The following is a 21147-nucleotide window of genomic DNA, read 5'->3' on the forward strand; positions in this document are numbered from 1 at the left end:
TGATTATTGAGCTATAAAATCAAAATCGGCAATACGACCGTCAAATTCATACACGGCAACCGGCTCCGCACCGAGTACCCCACTGGAAATATCCGACTCGATCACATAAATTTTACCTTTACCCGACGAGTTGTAAGTTGCCACAAGCAAATACTTATCCTTTGTACTATTTTCCAGATTCAAACCTGCATTCTTGAAAAATTCGATGCGTGTAATCACTTCCCCGGCAGCAGGAGTCCAAACTGCAGTTGCACTTGAAGTTGCGTCATCCACATTGTAATTCATTCGATATACGTTAGCGTCAGTAGCATAAAAAACAACCGGACCACGTTCCCCCGTCGCAAAACTATTGGCCAAAGCGATGTCCGGACAAGCACTTATATCCATCGCACACTTAGAAGTATAGGCACTGGCTGTCGATTTATCCGCAACAAATACATACATATAACGTTTGCCGTCGTCAACGGGATTTTTGAAGAAACAATAATTTATCTGATTGTCACTTTGCCAATAACCGTTTGACCAATGAATCAAATCCTTTCCCACGTTACCAAAATCAAAATGTGCAGCCGAATTAATAACCGGGTCAATTTCAGCACTCCACATTTTGGAGAAAATAAACCGACGATGCAGACCATCGTAAAACAACGAATTCACTTGCCAAGTTGTATTTCCGGCCACTGCATAATAATCATCATTTTTCATGGCCATCGGCGTTAACTGTAAACCTCCCGAATTCGCTTTATAAGCCACACCGTTATTGATAAAGAAAGTATTATAGTTACGAACAAAAATTCCGTTCAGATCTTTAACAGCAGGAATCTTCCCGGCAAAAAGTCCATCAAACTCATCTGCAATACTCATATCTATTGACGAAAGACGAACCACGTCCTCCCCGGATGTCATATATAAATAATAAAGATCATAAGAAGCATATATTGCACTCACCAATTCTTTTGGTTCTCCGGTAAGCGGGCGGGTGGGATTTACCGTAGAATAAGTATTACGATTATAAGAGGTCTCTGTTAACGAACCATTAAATAGCGGAGAGTACACAATATCAATATCACTTCTCCCTGCATTTTTATATAATACAGCTAACCCGGAACCAATCACACCCTCTACCGTCAATCGCCAATCCATTGTGGTTTTCAATCCACTCGTCGTATCAGTAGCTGTAAATACCAAATAATACGCACCCGGTATTGCCTCGATCTTCACGTCCAATTCTCTCTCGGTCGAAATCGTGTAATCCGGATAGTCATCACGTGTATAATCATGTGAATAACCGGTTCCGTATGACGAAGGCCCTATATATGGCTCATCCGATTTGTAGAGTTCCCATTTATACTTGAGTACACTTTTATCCCCATCATAAATAAACTTGGGTGTCAACGCGAAAGAACTAAATTGCTTGATCGTATACGTATGTTGTATCCCCACCGTATCCACGTAAAAATTTCCGAGGTCGGCATAATTATAATTTCCCTCGTCATCCAAACATGCCGTTAGTCCGAAGACAAACAACAGAATAATAACTTTTATCGATGTATATTTTTTCATAATAACTCCTCCTATCATGATTAATTCGTTAAACCCGTTCCGATTTCTAGCGGATCCCCGTTATCATTCATATAAGGTTCATCGTGAGTAGCATTGTACTCGTTCAATAAATCGATCAATTCTGCAATAAAAGCATATAACTTATTATCATCATCCGAACGACCGGAATTCGGATCAATCATGCCCAACTCGAACAAATCCACATCACCGTAATAATCCAAGATAAATTTATAACGTGCTTGAGTGAAAGGACCTGCAACGTTCGTAAAACCAGACTGCCACCAAGCCGGTTGAATCAAATAATCACACCAAACAAATTTATAAACAGCATTTTCTTCCGGTCCTTCCTCAAAATTCTCATTTGCCTTTACCCGAACAGTCAACGAAGCTACTTGTTCAGAAAGGTCCATACCCTCCACCTTACGTTTTACCGTGACAGGCAACGTCGCATAATAAGCTCCAGCAGGGATCTCCATATCTCCCAACGTGTAATCGTTGGAAGAAACATTCGTTCCGTCCTCCAACACTTCTAAAACAAAAGTACGCGCTCTATCAGAAACCACCCCGGTTACATAAACCATCAGATTCAAATCATAAGATTGTACCGCATCATCATATTTTTTGAACGAGAAGATAACGGAGTCTGCCGTTGCATTCTGTTCTTTATCACCTCCAATGTAAATTGACGGATTATCGCTGAAAGTATTTTTCTCATTCTCGCAGGCGAACAGGGTCATCAATATCGCACCAAGAATTACATATTTAAATATTTTCATAACTCATTTTCTTTATTTCTGTTTCCAAATTCGATCTCTTCTTCCGGCATTGGCCATACATATTTGGTCTGATCCATAGCCATCGAATATGAATATCCATAACTTAAATAAGGAATACTTTTCTTATTCAGCCTTTTATAATAATACCACATGAGTCCTTCGCCATAAAACTCCCGACGATACTCGTTTAAAATCTCATCCAACACCTGTGTTTCAGTTGAGGTTGCTAAAAATTCTTCCGTAATTCCCCGGTGAGAACGTATTTCATTAATAATCTCAGCACCTTCAGTGGTAGGATTACATTCAGCCACAATCAGTTTCATTTCTGGGAACCGGATGATCGGCATCAAATTTTTGAACTCGGCAGGCATATCCTCATATTGCCAAAACTTATTCGGCAAACGATAAATAGAGGAAGAATTAAGTCCCAAATTCTCACTCCATCCGTAACGAGTATTCCAACCGCGCCAGTCTGTCGTATGCGGATAAATTATTGCCGCATCCCGATCCATCACTGAAAATGAATACCCGGTAGCCCATGCCATTATTGTTGAGAACGTATATTCAATATTCTTTTCCATCTCCTCAACCCTTAATCTGAAAATATGCTCCGGAGTAAATGTATGATCCCGCTTTTCCTCGGCTATTGCAATGTCATCAATCGAAGTCCACTTACAACCACTATCCGAAATAACCTCTTTTGCTTTTAATGCCGCATTAACCTTATCCCCCTTCCACATATACACCCTTGCCATCGTCGCCACCACGGCATAATAATTAAATCTAAACGTACGATCAAGCAAATAACCATTATCATCGGAAGTCGTGATCGTTCGTCCGGTACAAAGCGGATCCGCCACTTTCAAAAGAGTTGCAGCATCTTCCAAATCTTTCAATATAAGATCTATCGTCTTGCTGACAGTCTGTACCTCCGTGATATTGTAATCAAAATGATCCACGTAAGGAATCCCTTGGGCTTCAGGATCATCTGCATACGCAGGAGCAAAAAGCCTCAGCAAATCAAAATGAAGAAATGCCCTCAAACCCAAAGCCTCTCCATAAATAACATTATAATTGTCTTTTGAAAACATTGCCGGATCTGCCTCTTGAATATTACCAATGATATTATTCACGTTAGCTATTGTCGTGTAAGTCTTTTGCCAAACATCGTTAATCAATGATTTAGCCTTCGTACTCGTATAACTATACGTACTGAGAGGATATTGAGTAGCCGACGTCCCGACACGGGAATAAATTTTTGCCATGGCATCCAATGACACCGTCATGTTTAACCCGTACATTGATTTCTGTACCATCAACGTGTAAACACCCCAAAGAGCATCTTTATAACCGGCTTCATCTTTCAGTAACTCCGATGACTCAACCTGAGTTTTAGGTTTCACATCAAGCCAATCATCGCATGAAATAGAGAAAAGCGAGATGATGATAAAAGAAAGAATAATTTTTATTGTTTTCATTGTCATGCGGTTTTAATTAAAACATTACCTGAAGCGAAAACGAGAACGTACGTGCAAACGGATAGGAAGTTCCTCGTTCTATTTTCACGGACTGCATTCGTCCGAAATCAGCCATATCAAACGAAAGTCGAAGACGTTCCATCCCGATACGTTTAATCGCTTCAATTCTCGTCAACTCGTAAGAAAGATTAAGAGATGAAATCACAAACTGATCATCATCCTCGACAAAGCGGGAAGTTGCTTGAGTCGTCTCTTCATTCTTTATATTTTTATACAAACTCACGTCTCCCTTCTTTACCCAACGATCAGAAAAGATTCGACGATCAACATTGTTTTCCAAGTTCGCATTTTCTACCTTATCAACCAATGTCTGGTTATACACTTGTCCTCCGAACTGATAACGGGCAGTCACATTCAAACTAATTCCCTTGTAATCAAAATTAAATCCAAGATTCCCTTGAAGTGTCGGTTCTGTATCCCCACAAATCTGAAGATTATCGGAATCCCATTCATACGTGCGTGTTCCCTCCGATGTTATAAAAAGTTCATCTCCACACGCGGGATCGATTCCCATCGATTTCACCGCCCAAATCGCTGACATAGACTGCCCTTCCTCATAACGAGTAATCGGTTTATTGGAAACAGAGGACGTTTGGGTATCGTTATACGTCTGCAAAAAGTTAGAAATCTGTTTGATCGTATTTTTATTATGTGATGCGGCCACAAATATATTCAGGAAAGCATCCTTCGACTGCTCCTGCCAAACCCGGTATTTAAGACTGATTTCATAACCAATATTCTCCACTTTTCCCAAATTCTCTTTATATGAAGTAAATCCAGTAGAAGAAGGAATCGTTACATCGGTTAATAAATCGTCTGTAACTGTCGAATAGTAATCAAAACGCCCCTGTAACCTCCCGTTAAACACACCAAAATCAACCCCGAGATTCCGATCATATTTTCTTTGCCACTTCAAACGAGAATTAGGCATCCCAGCCAAGACAGCTCCGATATTACCGTTGTAAGCACTGGACGTGTAGTAGGAATAAGTTGCAATCGACTGGTACGAATTGAAATTTTGTGAACCCGTGTATCCCAAAGAACCACGAAGTTTCAACTGTGAAAGGATACCTGAATCCGTCAATGAATGAAAGAATTTTTCTTGATGCAGATTCCATCCTAAACCTAACGACCAGAATGTACCCCAACGATTATCACTACCGAATTGAGATGAACCGGACAAACGAAACGACGCATCAAAAAGATATCGATTATCGTAAGAGTAGTTCGCAGCACCGACAAAACCAATATCACGAGTAGTAGATTCGGAGGCTGAGGGACGTCCATCTTTATAATACTGTCGTGCAAAAGCTAAATTATCAAGTTTATCATTAGAAAATCCTTCTGCTTTAAAGGTCACCGACTCCGATGTAGAATTATTCAAACTCCATCCCACGTTAGCAAAAATCATGTGTCTTTCACCTAGCTGCACGGAATAGTTTGCCAGCACGTCTGCTGACACCGCAAAAGATTTTCCGTCACCATAGATATAGCTACCGCGTCGATAAATCTTTTCTTCATCCTCTTCCCAACCGATAAAATCCGTGTGTGATGCAGGATGAAATATTTCACTACCCGTATCGCTCTTGTTCAAACTCACCCGTCCGGTAAATTTAAATCCTCGTGCAGGCGTCCATTCCACGTAGAAATTATTTACAAACTGCGTGTATTCGGAAAAATCCTTCGTGTTGATCGTGGCGTTCCATACAGGATTATAAACATTCGTATTTTGATATGTACCAAGACGTTCTCCAAGTATTTTTATAACGTTACCATCATCATCCCAACAACGATAATAAGGATTCATCGAGGTATATTCACTAAATGAACCATACGGAGAATTCTCTCCCTTATTATAGGTTACTGAAAAACTATTCTTTAGCATGATATTATTATACCGGTATGAAAGTGTCACACCTCCAGAAAACGTGTTCCGATTAGAACCTTTCATCACACCAACCACATTATTATATGAAACATCCAGACCATACCGGAAAAAATCATCCCCTCCTTCAAGGTAGATAGCATGTTTCTGCCCGATACCATTTCGTAACGGTATCGACTTCCAATCGGTATTAACCCCGGCAATTACCTCTTTCATCAGTCCGTTATAGACCTGATCCCATGAATATTGTTCAACCGGATTTCCCCATATAGACGAACCGTTATCCCTGAAATAGGTATATTTCCCTGCATTGAATTCTACTTCCAACTTTTCTGCTGCATTACAAAGATCATAACTGGTCAAATCTGGAAGTTGAACGTTCATTGTGCCCGTGTAACTCACTCTCAATTTTCCCTTTTCCGGCTGTAACGTTTCAATAACTACCACCCCATTGGCAGCTTTCGATCCGTATATGGCCTTGGCCGCAGCATCTTTCAAAAGTGTCACGCTAGCCACACGATTCATATCCATATCCATCACATAAGTTAGCGATTGCTCAAAACCGTCAACAATAAATAACGGATTATTAGGATTCGATGAATATTCTCCTTTCAAATCTGGGAAACCGGACTGCCCACGCATCGTGATCTCGTATTGCTGATTCGGATTCGAACCGTTCGCAAGACTTTCTGCGATACGAAAGGAGGGATCAAGATTCTTGATACTCTGCAATACATTCGTATTTCCTACCCGACGAATTTCCTCCCGAGAAAACGATTGGGCTGCACCGGTAAAACTATTCGCTTTGCGCGTAAACATACCGGTAACCACGACCTCATCAACTTCTGTAACATCTTCTTCCATCACAATCCGTAAAGTATCTCTCGTGTTGGCTGTAAAATTTACTTTTTGCGATTTATAACCAACAAAAGAAAACTCTAAAGTTCCCGCATTCGCAGGAATATCCGGCAATTGAAACCATCCGTCCATGTTAGTTGCAGTCCCGATAGAAGTTCCAACTAACTTAACCGTCACGCCCGGCATAGGTTGTTTTTTCGTGTCTGATACAAAACCTCTAAGTTGAAGTCCCTTTTGATTCTGCGGGATTTCAGTTTTTGGGGCTATCACGATAGTCTTACCGACAAATTGATAGGTAAAATGTTCTCCAAGAACCAAACGCAAAACGTCTTCCACATTCACTGTTAAATTTGGGAGCCGAACCACCTTAGCCACGTCAATCTCATCATCGCTGTAGAAAATGTCGTATTTCAACTGCGTGGTTATCGTACTAAACACTTGATCAATCGTCAGACTCTTCTTCTCGAAAGCCACACTCTCGGCCTGACCATAAGCGGTTGCATGCACTTGCATCAACCCGACTAGAATCCAAAAACAAATCAGCTTCATAAGCAATAACATTTTTTTTATTCTACTTTTCCAGTAAAATAAACCTACATCCTCATTTTTTTCCATAAATTTGTAGTTACATTAAATATTTATTAATCCATACGGGTTAAGATAAGAACGGGAGCCGCAATCTCTCGTTCTTTTGATCTCGTATATGTTTATCTATTTTTCAAACTTGCCGTTACCACATTTCCTTTCACGTTAAATTGTACATCTGAAGTCATCTGAAGAAATTTAAACATTTCTTCTAAAGGTTGGTACTTGTTAACCACTCCCGAAAAACGTCGAGTTTTAATCTCCTCGTTCATGTAAAACATTTTAAAATCATACCACCGCTCTAATTTCTCGACCAATTCTTCAAACGTGTATGCTTTAAAATAGAATTTCCCATCTCGCCAAGACGTGTACAATTCCGGCAAAACTTCTCTCAGTCCAGCTTTTCCGGTTCTTACATCAATCTGGTATTGCTCGTTCGGTTTCAGTAAAACTTCTTTTTCCTCTTGATTAATCATCACGGAACCTTCAACCAAAGTAGTCTGCCAAAAACGATCATTCGAATACGCACACACGTTGAAAGCTGTCCCTAATACCCGAACTTTTCCCACCTCCGTGTGTACATAGAAAGGTCTGTTCGCATCTTTTTTCACCTCGAAATAAGCCTCTCCTTCCAAAAATACCTCTCGTCGATTGGAAGTAAATTTCTCCGGAAAACGTAAAGAAGATTCAGAATTAACCCAAACCACCGTTCCATCTGGTAATTCTAAAGAATACTCCCCACCTTTCGGAACAATCAAGGTATTAAAAACCAAAGAATCTTCCATTCCTGTCTTATTTACATGATAGGAAACTTTCCCCGTCACTGTGTCATTCACGATCTCCACTCCCGCATTTCCCGAGGAATAAACTCCTTGATGCTCGTTTAATGCTAACCGTACTCCCGTTCCCAAACGCAATTCTGCCTGTAACCTACCGGGTTTTATCACTTCAGCACGTACAATTTTTTCTTCCGGCTCCGGACGAGTAACGACATAAACCAAAGAAACACCCAATACAACCATGGCCACATATTTACAAACCGACAACATCCATTTTCTACCCCTTTTCGGTTGTATTTTCCGCCACGCGTTATCCACGTCATAACGATGGGGGTCCAAGCCGTGCATGGCCTGCCGGATTTCGAATTGTTGTTGCAATATCTTTTTTTCCTCCTGAGATAGCTCTCCTTCCTCCGGCCTTCGCCACAAAGAAGTCAAGCGCTCCCAATTATTTTCCAGAAAATCGTTCATTTCGTATCTATTTTCCTATACGACAATCATCCTTCAAAAGAAGGTGAGTTAAAAATGAACTTTTTTCAAGAAAAATATCACACATTTAAAAACGATCTGATTATCAAGACCTATATATTCAATTCATGTCATCTATCTTTGGCCTTGTAAAGCAATAAAAAGCAATACGGAAGTGTGTTCTCCACCTACCCTAGCTCGAATATTCCGATACGCTTTCATCACGTGAGACTTCACGGTATTCACCGATATCCCCAATTCATCCGCAATCTCCTTGTATTTTTTCCCGTCTAAACAACTCATCGTGAACACCGTCCGGCATTGCGCAGGTAAAGTTTGCAGAATCTCTTTTATTTGCTCCACACGTTGCATCTCCTCTTCCGAGTAATCAGAATTTTGTAGATCTTCAATAAACGCCATCAATGACGCTCCATGTTTTCGCTCTATCATTTTATGTTTCAATACATTTAAAGCCCGGAAACGTACCGAAGTAAAAAGATAAGATTTCACGGACTCCTGCACCCGAATCTCCTGCCGACTTTTCCAGAGATACGTGAAAAGATCCTGCACGACGTCCTCTGCCTCCGCCTGATCACCAAGAATCATGACTGCATAATCGCACAATGGCATATAGAACATCCGAAACACTTGTTCAAATGCCCCTTGGTCTCCATTCTTTATTTTAGAGAAAACTTCTTCCATGATACAATTCTCACCACTCATGGAGACAAACTTACACAAAAATCCGGATTCTCGAACGATCAGATGGAAAAAATAATATCACGAAAAATGATCGGGCAGAGCCATTCGCTCCCACCCGATCATACAATTCACGTATCGTTATTATCTCACGATAATCGTAAAACAGTTATTCACATCTTTTGACCTGCCCTCATTCCAAAAGTTTAAAGAAATACTATACCTTCCCCGAGGAACATCATTCTCCACCGGAACAGAAAGGACACCATTCCCCCGGACAGAAATACAAGCGGCTAATTTATCAGCATCCCCGCCCTCCGAAGTAATTGATTTCACCTGACACCAGATCGGGTTACTTCCCTCTATTCCTTCAATTGGGGTACTTGTCCAAGGCATACCATAAGTCACCCGCAGCCAATCTTCTCCACCCCCAACTAACATTGTCGGGTAAATTTGAAAAAACATCGCAATTTCTTCCGGGCTAAATCCCATATCCAAATACATTTGATATTCAGGATTCGATACCTCTTCTGGGGGTGTTGCATCCAGTTCATAATTTATTACTAATGAATCTAAACTATACCCGGCATACTCCGTAATCAAATATCCGATTTCAATATCCTGACATCCTATATTAACCATCGAGAATGGGATAGTCAGCATAAAAAGTATTATTAGCGTTCTCATCTTCTAAATTTTTATATTTTTCCAAAATTATAACTGTAATTTAATGCATGTACAACACCATTTTTGGGCTGTATATCCGGTGAAGCCACAGGGATTTCCCCGTGCTCCATAGAATAAAGATTAAGTGTCACGGCCCCAGCCTCTGCAACTCCGGCCCATGAAGACCCTCGTAAATAAGCTCGAATCTTGTTGCCTCCGATACAAGTCATATCCGTTCCCCCATCTTGTTTCTCTTCGTTGATAAAATAATCTTTATTAATGTAAGCAATATCCGACTTCAAATATTTCTTGCTCACCACATGTTTCAACAGGAACGTCCTGCACAATTCTTTAGGCATATCCGAAATTTTCGTATAAATCTCACCGGGAACCGCAGCTTTCTGCGACTCCAGCATAAACCGCAAAATAGAATAGGCAGGCGGAGCCCAGAACGTAATTTCCGGACAAGTATCCACCTGTCCCTCGAATAAATCCGTCAAATCGGCATGCTCAATCATCTCCACCGTCAGATCCCAGTTTTTATCATTCGAACGTAAATAATCCATAATTGTCCCGTCAAAATAAGGATTAGAAACACCCGTATCAATCACCTTTTGTTCCGTGTCACAAGCCCAAACAAGAGCAATAATTCCCCATAATAGCCATATCTTTTTCATAAACTTATTTTTCATGATTCAACAAATTAATTTACAAACGTCGATGCCAATACGTATTTTGTCGCAGCAAGGGATTCTGGCTGAAAGCCCCGTCACCAATCATCAAAAACAAAGCTCCATCTTTCAAATCCTGATTGGTTACCGTTTGGTAATTCCCTTTCAATTCCATTCGGACATAATCATTCCGAATAATATCATAATAGCGTTGTCCCTCCAACAACAGCTCTTTTTCCCGTTCCTTAAAAATTGCGTATCTCAAATCTCCCCCATACTCCGAGGCATCGTAGAGTTTAGCATTGGCACGCTCTCGAATTTTATTCAAATCATCAATCGCCCCCTCCATGTAATTACCTCCTAAACGGGCTCGACATTCCGCACGCAACAAATAAATATCCGCCAAACGCCACCAGATTTTATTCTGATCCAAACCGCGTACCATGATATACCCGTCGTCCGTCCTTTCCGTGTAAAATTTGCGAAACTTGTACAAATAAGCATACCCTCCGGTCACAGGTAATAACGTATCATGGCTCATGGAATCCAATTTATAAAAATAAGCTTCCCGACGTAAATCATTTTGAAGATACATCTCCTTCATGGAAGAGGCCTTTATACGACAAACATTATACGCAACAGACGAAGGCTGTATTGTCGGAATTATTGGCCATCCTGCATAGTCCTCTACAATATGTTTAGGCCCCATAGGAAGTCTCTCCTCGTTCCAAAAATTACGTGTAATCGTTTCATAAATACTCTCCCGACTATCCCCTAACAACACGCTTGCGCATACTTCTTCCGGATTTGCCGCCAAACCATACTGGCCGGAAGTAATAACCCGTGTACACGCCTCTTCAGCCTTTTTCCATAACTCCATTTCATCATAAGCATCATCGTGAGCAAAATATTTCCCTCCCGCTTTCCAAGCGCAGAGATGTGCCAATAAAGCATTTGCACTTCCTTTGCAAGGGGTGGATTTATACGTTGCCACATTCCCGTTTGCCATTCTGATTTTATCAAACTCGGGTAATACCTCAGCAGCTTTCGTTGCTAGATCAATCGCGTAATCAGCCACCTCATCCCAATTCGTCTTCGCCGTCGGCAATAGCTCGACCTGATCTCGAATCAACATACAATCTCCCCATTGACGGATAATTTCCAAATATAATAAAGCCTTATAAAACCAAGCCTGTCCTTTGTACAAATTACGCTCCTCTGAAGATAAATCTGCCACGTCCGCATAAGCGAGCACGACATTTGCATTAGCTATCGGTTGATAATATATCTGCCAACTCCGGGTATTCCAATATGAAAGTTCAGAAGAAGGAAAACTTAATGTCTGGGACCATTCCATTTCAGAATCATCGTAATAGTCATCGACATACACACCTTTCTTTATTTGAAGATTCGGTTCATTCGTGTAAGTCAACACTTTTAGAGCTTTATCCACCCCATTGATAAAGGATTCGAAATCTTTCGGAGTACTCAAACCGTTTTCATAGGTGAGTGAATTTTCTGGCTTCACGGTCAACGCATCCTCACATCCACACAATAAACATAAACCGAAAAGCATTATTACAAAATATTGTATTTTACACATAACTAGAATTTTACAGTTAGACCTAAAGTAAACTTCCGGGCTAATGGATAACTCATTCCGTCATCTACCCCGTTTACAATACTCACAACTTCAGGATCCATCCCTGAATAATTGGAAAAAGTCAAAAGATTTTCTCCACTCACAAATACCCGTAATTGCTCCATTCCCCATTTAGAGATCAACGATTTGGGCAGATTATAACCAACAGTCAATGTTTTCAATTTCAAATAATTCACCTTTTCTACTTGTCTGTCTAAGACATACCCCTCACTCCCAAGACGTAATTGGGCATAATCCGAATCATCCCCTTCTTGCTGCCAGAAAGTCGTTTTATTTATATCCACGAATACGGGATGCTTGTAATATTTCTGGGACGGATCAGTTGAGAATGCCAAAGATATGGAAGGTAACTGATTCACCATGTGCCGCCCGATGGAATAATGCATGGAAAAATTCAAATCAAAGTTTTTCCACCGGAATTCATTTACAATTCCCCCACTTATAATAGGCAAAGCACTTCCTAAAAATACACCATCATTAAAAATCACACCATCACCATCCACATCCACGTAATAATAATCTCCCGGACGATAAAAAGAAGAATAGGAACCTCCCATTAAAGAATATGGATAACAACTTTCACCTTGTGCCGTGAAATATAGAGGAAGATCCTCCTGTTTTTGCACGTACCCATTCGTTTTATATCCTGAGATTCGATTCAATGGCTTACCTGTAATTCCAAATCCCAAATCTTTGCCATTATATGATTTTTCAATCCTGTTCCAATTTCTAGCTCCATTTACAGAAATTTTCCAATACAAATCAGAACGACGGAATATTTCATATTTAATCAACAATTCAAGTCCTTCATTCGACAAAGCGGCCGCATTCGCCCATTGGGACATAAAACCATTATAATCCCCGGGAAGTCCGACCTGATACAACAACTTATCCGTATATCGATAATAATAATCAAGAACAATACCTAATCGGTACTCAAAGAGATCAACATCTAAACCGAAATCATACTGATCGGTTTCTTCCCAAGAAAGATCTTCATTATAAAGTCCTCCATTATACACTGGTTCCAAAGTCGGATTCCCTTGATGTGAAAACTCTCCGGGACCCACCAAACCGTAAGCCAAATAAGGGTATTCGAACATTTTACCGGAACGTCCCCAACTAGCCCGCAACTTCCCGAACGAAAGCCAACCCAAATTATCTTTAATGAAAGGCTCCTCTGAAAAGCTCCATCCGGCAGCCACAGAGGGAAAAGTTCCCCATTTATTATTCCGCCCGAACACGGAACTCCCATCTCGACGGAAACTCAGAGACAACAAGTATTTCAAGCGATAATTATATTCCAAACGTCCAAAATAGGAGTATAGTTTCTGTTCCTCCATATTTGACTGGTAATGCTGAAAAGCCACCGGGACCGTTTCTCCCGACCATTCATTTACTTCCTGTCCCAAATCCGGCAATCCACTCGGTGCATAATAAATCTTATCACTTGGAGAATTCTCAGCCGTTCCCCCGTTATATTCCATCTGATCATATTGATAAGAGAATCCAGCGAGAAAATCAAAAGTATGATCTTCGCCTATCGTTTTTCGATAGGATAACAAATTTTCGTTCAACACCATCAGGTTTATCCCCGTTTCACCCAAGCTCATCGAATACCCTTTACCACTCAAGTAAGAAGGTTGAAAATAATTTCTACGATGGATAGAATAATCTGTTGCCAAGGAAGTTGAAACACTTAATCCTTCAATAATCTCGTACCCTATTTTAAAATTAGTTCGTAAACGAACAGAACGGTTCTTTTCTTTTGTTCCTTTCAATTTATCAATCGTAGCCTCCCAAGCCTCAGTTCCTTTACCCGGCAATAACGTACTCTGCCAGAAAGGATCACCCGGTACTCCTTCGACCATTGGGGCCGTACCAAAACCCTCCACCTTTTCCCCGCGGTCCCGATTCGTCAATGTTGCATTAAAACGTAAATCCACGTTTACCCGATTGACCGGCATTACATTCAAAGAAGAATTCAAATCCATACGATTATATCCGGTTCCGACAAATACCCCTTTTTCATTATAATACCCCAAACCAATCCCGTAAGTCATCCTTTCCCCTCCACCATAAGTTTGAATATTAGCATTTGTCACTTTCCCTGTTCGGAAATAAGCCGGGAAAAAATTCGTTGCATTATTATAAAAAGCATTCAGACTATCTTGATAAATCAATGTTACGGGATTGCCCGGCTGGGCAGAAAAGAAATAATCATAAGATGCATGTTGATCATTCCAAAAAACTTCCTCATTGGACAAGGGATATTTATATCGCTTGGTCGTCTTATCTAAATAAGCTAATTGCGTTCCTTCAAGCGTTTTAAAACGCAGATCACGTTCCCCTTTTCCAATAACCATCGTGGGAAATTCAGCAACGATACCCCAAGATTGAGATGCGTTGATCGAAAAGGTTGCTTTTTGATTCTTCTTTCCTTTTTTAGTTGTCACGATAATCACCCCGTTGGCAGCACGAGAACCATAGATAGAAGCCGAAGAAGCATCCTTCAATATCTGAACCGATTCAATCATATCCGGATTAATGTCTGCCAGTAAATTAGTACCGGTAATCGGAGAAGCAAAAGAATTTAACGGAACCCCATCAACCACCCACAAAGGATTAGAAAACCGCCGTCCTTGCTCCACATCCAAAGAATTGTATCCCCGAATCGTGATAGCTGTTCCACCACCTCCCGGTGCCCCGGACATATTCGTAATATCCAAACCGGCAACCCGTCCTTGTAAAAGAGAGGCTATATCCGAAGCCGGTATTCCTTGTAACTCTTCGGCCTTGACAACTGACACGGCCCCGGTCATTTCTCTTTTATTCGTCGTTCCGTAAGCCACCACAACTGCCTCATCCAATGCCTGAATATCTTCCACCATCACGATACGAAGCGTATCTTTCGTTCTTCCGGTAAAATTTACTTTCTGAGATTTATACCCGACAAAAGAAAACTCCAATGCTCCTTGCGCCATGGGTAAAGTTAAAGAAAATTGCCCTTTAGCATTCGTCGCCGTTCCAATGTTTGTACCAAAAATTTTCACGGTAACTCCCGGCATCGGTACTTTTTTCTGGTCTGTAACAATACCGACAAGCGTTTTTTTCTCCTGTTTTTGTTCTTCCATTCGTCGCACGACAATCACGCCATCTAGCACCTCGTAAGAGTACCCATGATCCTTCAGTACCTTATCCAACACTTCATTCAAGGTGGCATTCTTTAAGACCACCGTAATTTTCTCCGTCTCAGATACGATTCCCTTTTGGAAAAAGAATTGATACCCTGTTTGCATTTTCAAGTAATCAAGCACCGACACGATCAATTCATTCTCGAACTTCACATCCAGCTTCTGATCCTGAGAATAAGTCGTGGCACTTAACGTGTGAATGCAACATAACAAAATAAAAAGCTTCAACTTCATAATCAATAAAATTTTTCGCCATTTTCCTTCCGGAAAATGTTCACATCCGATCTTTTTTTTCATAACTTTGTTTATGATTTTATTTAACATTACATCTGCTGTCAACAGATGTTTTCAAATCTTGGGGGAAGCTGTCAAATTCCCCCGATTTTTTTATATACTCACGACAACTGTTTGCCCTTGAACATCAAATTTTACATTACTACTCTTTTCTATCACCTGTAATATCGATTTAAAATTACTGTATTTGGGTAAATTCCCTTTAAACTCGATCGCTTTAGCACCTTCATTTTGAAAAAACACCATCACATTATACCAACGAGCCAATTTCAACATGATTTGCTCCAAATTCTGATTTTCAAATACAAACACCCCCTTTTTCCAAGCTGCCACCTGTTGTACATCAACCTTTTTAACCGTAAAATTTCCTCTATCCACATGACAAACAGCTTGTTCCCCCGGCACAAGGATCTGTTCATTTCCTTGTTTCTCAACAGATACAGCCACACTTCCGTGTACCAATGTTGTGTAAATATCTGCCTCATCCGGATAAGCATACACGTTAAATGCCGTTCCTAACACCCTCAATGATTGTACGCCTGTTTCCACCCAAAAAGGACGATTCGTGTCTTTTGCCACTTCAAAATATGCCTCACCTTCCAAAATTACCCGACGTTCATTACCGGGAAAAACAACCGGGTATTTCAACCGGGAGTCTGCATTCAACCACACCCGCGTACCGTCTTCCAGCACTACATCATACTCCCCACCTCTAGGCACTTCTAGCGTGTTGTAAACAACTTCCACAGAATGAACGTCCTCTTTACCCGAATGTTCATAAGTTAAAACCCCATTGGCCTTTTGAATCGTAACCCCTGCCTCCTGAATAACAGTTCTTCTTAAGGACAAAGTATCTAAAAGGACATTTTCTCCCGTCGCTAAAATAAGCTTGGCTTTCATCTCTCCCGGAGTAATCTCTTGAACCTGAATCACCGGAACAGCGTGGTCAACTCTCCCCCGCACTCCCCAAATTATACCCACCACCACGATCACGACAATAACTGCAGCGTATCGACTCAATAAAATAAATTGCCGGCGACGGGCTCTGCGATTCACGGGTTCCACGATTTTACGGTAACCTTTCGCTTTATCCACAGCCCGCATTTGCATGAAAATATCTAATGTTTCCTCCAATCGGGCTTCATCATATTCCGTGTCATTCTTCTCGATTTGATCTTTCTCTCTCATATTTTTCTTCTCTTTATATAACCAAGACAGATCAAGTAAAAAATACACGTAGTCACATTCTCGAAAAAATTACATTTTTATTTTATCAATATCAAAATATTAATTCTAAATTTGTTTTGATGTAGGAAACCTGATGTATGATAAACATAGAGAAAAAGACGTTCGAATCCTTATTTAACCTGTACTATTCAGGATTAATCGTGTATGCTAATCGTTTCACGAACCAGATCGAGATCTCGGAAGACATCGTGCATGACGTTTTTATCACTCTTTGGGAAAAAAAAGATTCACTCCTCATGGAATCTGCGAAAGCCTACCTCTTCTCATCCGTCCGCAACCGTTGCCTGAATCACTTGGAACAATTAAAGGTACGCAACGAGTACCAAGAGCAACTTTTACAAAAAGGGGACATTACCGGATTACTCACTTGGGAATATTACGTGGAATCAGAACTTCGGGAACATATTGAAAAGGCAATCCGTCAACTTCCCCCTCAATGCCAAAAGATTTTCATTATGAATCGTTTCGATGGTAAAAGTATCGCCCAAATTGCCGAAGAATTGGAAATCTCTCCCCGCACGGCAGAGAAACACATCGAAGTTGCCTTGAAAAAACTCCGCCAAGAACTGGCAGATTACCTTCCGACTGGTTTATTATTCTGGCTATTAAATATTTAACACAAAAAAAAAGAGACTCGTTTCCAAGCCTCTTCCCTTCAGAATATATAATATCTTAATATCTTCTGTTTGAATTATAACCTCCGCGACTTCCGCCACCTCTGTTATATCCTCCGCGACCTCCACCGTTTGATCTTTCTTCTCTCGGTTTAGCCACGTTAACGTTAATTACCTTACCGTCATATTCAGCACCGTTCAATTCATCGATTGCTTTTTGTCCCATTGCCTCGTCAGCAATCTCAACAAAACCGAATCCTCTTGATCTACCAGTTTCCCGGTCCATAATAACTTTAGCTGAAGTAACTTCACCGTATTCAGCAAACAATGTGTTTAAATCTGCGTCATCAACGCCATAGCTTAAATTTGAAATGTAAATGTTCATCAAGTACAATTTTTGATTAATTAATAAAAACGATTGAGATTGGACAATGATAGAAAGTCTACTTAACGATACAAATACATGCTAGGAAAGAGATTTAAATACAAATGATTCAATTCAATCTGAGACAAAGGTACGCTTTATTTCGGATATACAAGCGTTTTTGAAAATTTATTTCAAATTATTTTCTTTCATATGCGATTTTACATACGTATTGTAAAGCAAACAGCCTTATATACAAGAAGAAGGACTGCCTAACTCCAAACTTGGTTAGGCAGTCCACACCACATCGAAATACGGTGAGTTAATCTATTATAAACGTAAATACATTATCCAAACGATGGGAATATCCCTCGTTTTCTATAATAATTGCAATACGATAGGTTCCTTTGGGAGCTTTACAGGCAAACGGAAGTTGCATTCGCCCACCTCCTTGCATCACAAGTTCTTCTTTAAAAAGGTCTGCATTACCATCTGTCGAAGTTACATCTGCAATCGAATACATAATAGGTTGTGTTCCCAGAACACCCTCGATCGTAGAAGTTGACCAAGGAATAGCATCTTCAATCTTAGTTATTAACCCAATATATTCATCACATATCGGATCAATGTCATCGTATCCTTCATCCCAAAACACGTCCATGCCATTACCGTAAATACCATCCAACTCATCATAATGATAGAACCATTCATCAATCTCACCCAACCGGGTATATATCTCTTCCATCCGCCCCGCATCAGTCTCTTCGTCCAAAGATGCCAGTTCCTCCTCCAAAGCATCACTCTCCGCATATATACCATCCATTTCCTCCTCCAAGACGTTCAATTCACGATACGCCAAAGCCATCTCTTTCAACTCCGGCGGGTACTGTAATTCCATTGCCTCAATCTGTTCAAGAATACTTCTTTCGCCAACATATAACGTATCAATAGAATACTTGGCATGTTCCGTTTTCAAATAACCAATTGTAACCTCTTGACAACTAGTCATGCACAAACCAGCAAAAGCTATCAATAAATATATTGTTCTCATCGTATACACTTTATAATCCTTTTAGACTAAAACCATAACTCAAGGCGTGTACCACCCCGTTATTCATTTGAATATCGGTTGACACACTTCGGTTGGCATCACTATTACCGGAGCCATGTAGATAGATATACAAACCAATCTCTCCCTTTTCCGGGATATAATTATAATCCTCCCGGTAAGTATAGACGAACATCTCTCCCTCAAGCGTCTTACAAACTCTTCCTTCTACTTCAGTATAACCACCCCGAATCGCCTCCAAACGTCCTCTCGGAATATCCTCAACCACCAAGCGTTGAGGGATAATAAGTCGTTTCAGTATGTGACGACAGGTCTCTACCGGAATATCCCGTACCATCTTCCACGGTTTTGTCGGATGTGCCTCCTTATAATCAAGCATATATGCCAATATACTTAAATTTGTAATCCCGAAAAAAGTAATTTGTTCATTCTGCCTTGAGCCATCAAAATACTCTTTCATCCCGGCGTGTTCGATCATAATAATCGTGGAATCCCAATCATCTGGCTGACTATGCAAATATTCCCACACGGTACAATCATGCTTACCGTTTGCCAAACCGGTATCAACATATTGGTAATCCGTACAGGCACCCAGAACAACAAGAGTGGCCACGACCAAACACCTGAAAAATACATTTACCTTCTCCATAACCAATATTTATTTTGTGTCATCAATTCATTATTATTAAAAGACCGTTGAGCAACAGGCCTATACAAAGCGCCATTTTCAATATCCTTAGCTGTGAGTTGCTGATAAGCTTCCGAAAGCCGGTCTAAATACCCGTTACGAATAATATCAAAATACCGTTGCCCTTCACCGAACAGCTCCCGGTCACGCTCGTTAAATATCTCCCGACGCAAATCCTCGCTATCTGTCGATCCGGCATATGGCCCCAATCCGGATCGTTCTCGCACATCATTCAAATCTTCCACGGCTGTCGACAGCCCCAAGCGGGCCCGGCTCTCCGCTCTCAATAATTTCAAGTCTGCCAGTCTCCAAATCACCTTATTCCCTTCCACATTTTGAACAGCTCCTTGATCACCTTCTATTTTAGAGCGAATCACATCATGCCATTTATAAAAGTAAGCGTAATCGGAGATGACTTTAACAGAATCAATCGGATTACCATCATCGTCACGTTTCGTAATTTTCCACCAAAATACATTTCCCAAATCATACCAATATAACTCTTTACGTGCATCATCCTCTTCCGGGAACATATTTTCCACGGTTTCAACCGAGATTCGTGCCGCCAAATAACGGGGAAAACCTGTTTCCGCAAGCTCCGGGCTAGAATCAAATTCCGGGTAAGTACACAATAAAATCCCCGGATAAAGATATTGTAGCCATCCTATTTGCATATAATCCATATCTTTATCAGAAACCTCTATTGAAAAAATGGTTTCGTCACTCTCTCGTACCCTTCCAAGCGTACGCTCTAACAACAAGGCGATCGTTGGTTCTAGTTTATAAAAGCCGCATTTACCATCAATCACATCCGAAGCATACCTTTCTGCCTTCTCCCAATAACTTTCCTCACCGTAAAGTCCTCCCATCCAAGCATATATATTAGCTAGTAATGTTTTCACCGTTCCCAAGCTGGCATATTGCTTTGAGGTTAACTTGTTACCATACGAATCGACCAACTTTTCATGCGTTGGCAAAACCAACGCTTTCTCGGCACATTCAATCGCTTTTCCCAACACCTCTTTCACGGGACTCTTCGCTAAAGGTTCGGTAGCCGTGGAATTAGGCGGAATCGGGGCATCTCCCCAGTTACGGGCAATATTAAAATAACAAAGTGCTTTTATAAAATTAGCCTGAGCCAACCAGAATTCTTTCCGCTCTTCTGTCATTCCTCCAAAGCGGAAACTATTATCAATTAACAAATCAGCATGTCCAATGATCGAATAATAACCTCCCCAAGACACGCCTTCCATGATCGAGAATGCTGTCAAGGCCAAATTCCTTTGGTCTTCATTCCAATATTCATCACATGGTAACGCTGCAATATCAAATACATCGACGTTCATAACAGATCCCCACATATCAATTTCCATCGCCATCATAGTCGTAATAACAGCTTCCACATCCTGTTCCGTCTTGAAATAACTATAATAAGTCACGTCATTCTCCGACTCTACTGTCAAAAAATCATCGCAAGCGAACAATGGTAGAAAAAATAAATACATCCATATCTTCTTCATAACTC

General features: G+C 40.7%; 16 protein-coding genes. 1 reads left to right on the forward strand and 15 read right to left on the reverse strand.

All coding sequences use genetic code 11. The features are described from left to right. Positions 1-3: 3 nt before the first annotated feature. From R8806_RS10195 to R8806_RS10245, 11 genes are all read right to left on the reverse strand, one after another. Positions 4-1563 (reverse strand): PKD-like family lipoprotein, encoded by a 1560-nt coding sequence (locus R8806_RS10195; RefSeq protein WP_164719543.1) that lies wholly within the window; start codon positions 1561-1563, stop codon positions 4-6. Positions 1564-1583: 20 nt separating this feature from the next. Beyond that, positions 1584-2339 carry a DUF4843 domain-containing protein gene (locus tag R8806_RS10200; RefSeq protein ID WP_124315759.1) on the reverse strand — a complete coding sequence of 252 codons (756 nt, stop codon included), beginning with the start codon at positions 2337-2339 and terminating at the stop codon, positions 1584-1586. Further along, entirely contained in the window at positions 2336-3817 is a 1482-nt protein-coding gene (locus R8806_RS10205) for a RagB/SusD family nutrient uptake outer membrane protein (protein WP_164719544.1), read from the reverse strand. The genes R8806_RS10200 and R8806_RS10205 overlap by 4 nt, the downstream gene beginning before the upstream one ends. Before the next feature lie 16 nt (positions 3818-3833). Continuing rightward, positions 3834-7169, reverse strand: a complete 3336-nt coding sequence (locus tag R8806_RS10210; protein WP_164719545.1) for a SusC/RagA family TonB-linked outer membrane protein — start codon at positions 7167-7169, stop codon at positions 3834-3836. A 158-nt stretch (positions 7170-7327) separates the two neighbouring features. Then, positions 7328-8455 (reverse strand): FecR family protein, encoded by a 1128-nt coding sequence (locus R8806_RS10215; protein WP_124315762.1) that lies wholly within the window; start codon positions 8453-8455, stop codon positions 7328-7330. Between the two features lie 132 nt (positions 8456-8587). Next, complete coding sequence (locus R8806_RS10220; protein WP_124315763.1) at positions 8588-9175, reverse strand: RNA polymerase sigma-70 factor; 588 nt, start codon at positions 9173-9175, stop codon at positions 8588-8590. Positions 9176-9295: 120 nt separating this feature from the next. Beyond that, positions 9296-9838 (reverse strand): hypothetical protein, encoded by a 543-nt coding sequence (locus tag R8806_RS10225; RefSeq protein ID WP_124315764.1) that lies wholly within the window; start codon positions 9836-9838, stop codon positions 9296-9298. An 11-nt stretch (positions 9839-9849) separates the two neighbouring features. Next, on the reverse strand, positions 9850-10494 hold the full coding sequence (locus R8806_RS10230; protein WP_151411506.1) for a fasciclin domain-containing protein: 645 nt from the start codon (positions 10492-10494) through the stop codon (positions 9850-9852). Positions 10495-10525: 31 nt separating this feature from the next. Further along, positions 10526-12091: a RagB/SusD family nutrient uptake outer membrane protein gene (locus R8806_RS10235; RefSeq protein WP_229782905.1), complete on the reverse strand. Its 1566-nt coding sequence runs from the start codon at positions 12089-12091 to the stop codon at positions 10526-10528. A gap of 2 nt (positions 12092-12093) precedes the next feature. Continuing rightward, positions 12094-15642, reverse strand: a complete 3549-nt coding sequence (locus R8806_RS10240) for a SusC/RagA family TonB-linked outer membrane protein (RefSeq protein ID WP_229782904.1) — start codon at positions 15640-15642, stop codon at positions 12094-12096. A gap of 90 nt (positions 15643-15732) precedes the next feature. Then, positions 15733-16827, reverse strand: coding sequence for a FecR family protein (locus R8806_RS10245; RefSeq protein ID WP_124315612.1), 1095 nt, complete (start codon positions 16825-16827; stop codon positions 15733-15735). A 137-nt stretch (positions 16828-16964) separates the two neighbouring features. Here R8806_RS10245 and R8806_RS10250 point away from each other — a divergent pair, with 137 nt between their 5' ends. Next, positions 16965-17504 (forward strand): RNA polymerase sigma-70 factor, encoded by a 540-nt coding sequence (locus R8806_RS10250; protein WP_124315611.1) that lies wholly within the window; start codon positions 16965-16967, stop codon positions 17502-17504. 55 nt (positions 17505-17559) lie between these two features. On the opposite strand, the gene R8806_RS10255 is transcribed toward R8806_RS10250, so the two are convergent. The 4 genes from R8806_RS10255 to R8806_RS10270 all read right to left on the reverse strand — a co-directional run bounded on the left by R8806_RS10255 (position 17560) and on the right by R8806_RS10270 (position 21142). Beyond that, entirely contained in the window at positions 17560-17886 is a 327-nt protein-coding gene (locus tag R8806_RS10255) for an RNA recognition motif domain-containing protein (RefSeq protein ID WP_124315610.1), read from the reverse strand. A 301-nt stretch (positions 17887-18187) separates the two neighbouring features. Beyond that, positions 18188-18916: an ABC transporter C-terminal domain-containing protein gene (locus tag R8806_RS10260; protein WP_124315609.1), complete on the reverse strand. Its 729-nt coding sequence runs from the start codon at positions 18914-18916 to the stop codon at positions 18188-18190. A 10-nt stretch (positions 18917-18926) separates the two neighbouring features. After that, positions 18927-19583 (reverse strand): hypothetical protein, encoded by a 657-nt coding sequence (locus R8806_RS10265; RefSeq protein ID WP_124315608.1) that lies wholly within the window; start codon positions 19581-19583, stop codon positions 18927-18929. Further along, a complete protein-coding gene (locus tag R8806_RS10270) occupies positions 19571-21142 on the reverse strand; it encodes a RagB/SusD family nutrient uptake outer membrane protein (RefSeq protein WP_124315607.1) in 1572 nt (523 codons plus the stop codon). Before R8806_RS10270 ends, R8806_RS10265 begins: the two co-directional genes overlap by 13 nt. Between the last annotated feature and the right edge of the window lie 5 nt (positions 21143-21147).

The sequence above is a fragment of the Butyricimonas faecihominis genome (genome assembly GCF_033096445.1).
Classification (GTDB): Bacteria; Bacteroidota; Bacteroidia; order Bacteroidales; family Marinifilaceae; genus Butyricimonas; species Butyricimonas faecihominis.

What these genes read in the sequence shown, in the direction of transcription:
- R8806_RS10210 (WP_164719545.1), bottom strand. Translation starts at nt 7,169, where the DNA reads ATGAAGCTGATTTGTTTTTGGATTCTAGTCGGGTTGATGCAAGTGCAT.
- R8806_RS10230 (WP_151411506.1), bottom strand. Translation starts at nt 10,494, where the DNA reads ATGAAAAAGATATGGCTATTATGGGGAATTATTGCTCTTGTTTGGGCT.
- R8806_RS10260 (WP_124315609.1), bottom strand. Translation starts at nt 18,916, where the DNA reads ATGAGAACAATATATTTATTGATAGCTTTTGCTGGTTTGTGCATGACT.
- R8806_RS10270 (WP_124315607.1), bottom strand. Translation starts at nt 21,142, where the DNA reads ATGAAGAAGATATGGATGTATTTATTTTTTCTACCATTGTTCGCTTGC.
- R8806_RS10235 (WP_229782905.1), bottom strand. Translation starts at nt 12,091, where the DNA reads ATGTGTAAAATACAATATTTTGTAATAATGCTTTTCGGTTTATGTTTA.
- R8806_RS10250 (WP_124315611.1), top strand. Translation starts at nt 16,965, where the DNA reads ATGATAAACATAGAGAAAAAGACGTTCGAATCCTTATTTAACCTGTAC.
- R8806_RS10205 (WP_164719544.1), bottom strand. Translation starts at nt 3,817, where the DNA reads ATGAAAACAATAAAAATTATTCTTTCTTTTATCATCATCTCGCTTTTC.
- R8806_RS10225 (WP_124315764.1), bottom strand. Translation starts at nt 9,838, where the DNA reads ATGAGAACGCTAATAATACTTTTTATGCTGACTATCCCATTCTCGATG.
- R8806_RS10265 (WP_124315608.1), bottom strand. Translation starts at nt 19,583, where the DNA reads ATGGAGAAGGTAAATGTATTTTTCAGGTGTTTGGTCGTGGCCACTCTT.
- R8806_RS10215 (WP_124315762.1), bottom strand. Translation starts at nt 8,455, where the DNA reads ATGAACGATTTTCTGGAAAATAATTGGGAGCGCTTGACTTCTTTGTGG.
- R8806_RS10220 (WP_124315763.1), bottom strand. Translation starts at nt 9,175, where the DNA reads ATGAGTGGTGAGAATTGTATCATGGAAGAAGTTTTCTCTAAAATAAAG.
- R8806_RS10200 (WP_124315759.1), bottom strand. Translation starts at nt 2,339, where the DNA reads ATGAAAATATTTAAATATGTAATTCTTGGTGCGATATTGATGACCCTG.
- R8806_RS10245 (WP_124315612.1), bottom strand. Translation starts at nt 16,827, where the DNA reads ATGAGAGAGAAAGATCAAATCGAGAAGAATGACACGGAATATGATGAA.
- R8806_RS10195 (WP_164719543.1), bottom strand. Translation starts at nt 1,563, where the DNA reads ATGAAAAAATATACATCGATAAAAGTTATTATTCTGTTGTTTGTCTTC.
- R8806_RS10240 (WP_229782904.1), bottom strand. Translation starts at nt 15,642, where the DNA reads ATGAAAAAAAAGATCGGATGTGAACATTTTCCGGAAGGAAAATGGCGA.
- R8806_RS10255 (WP_124315610.1), bottom strand. Translation starts at nt 17,886, where the DNA reads ATGAACATTTACATTTCAAATTTAAGCTATGGCGTTGATGACGCAGAT.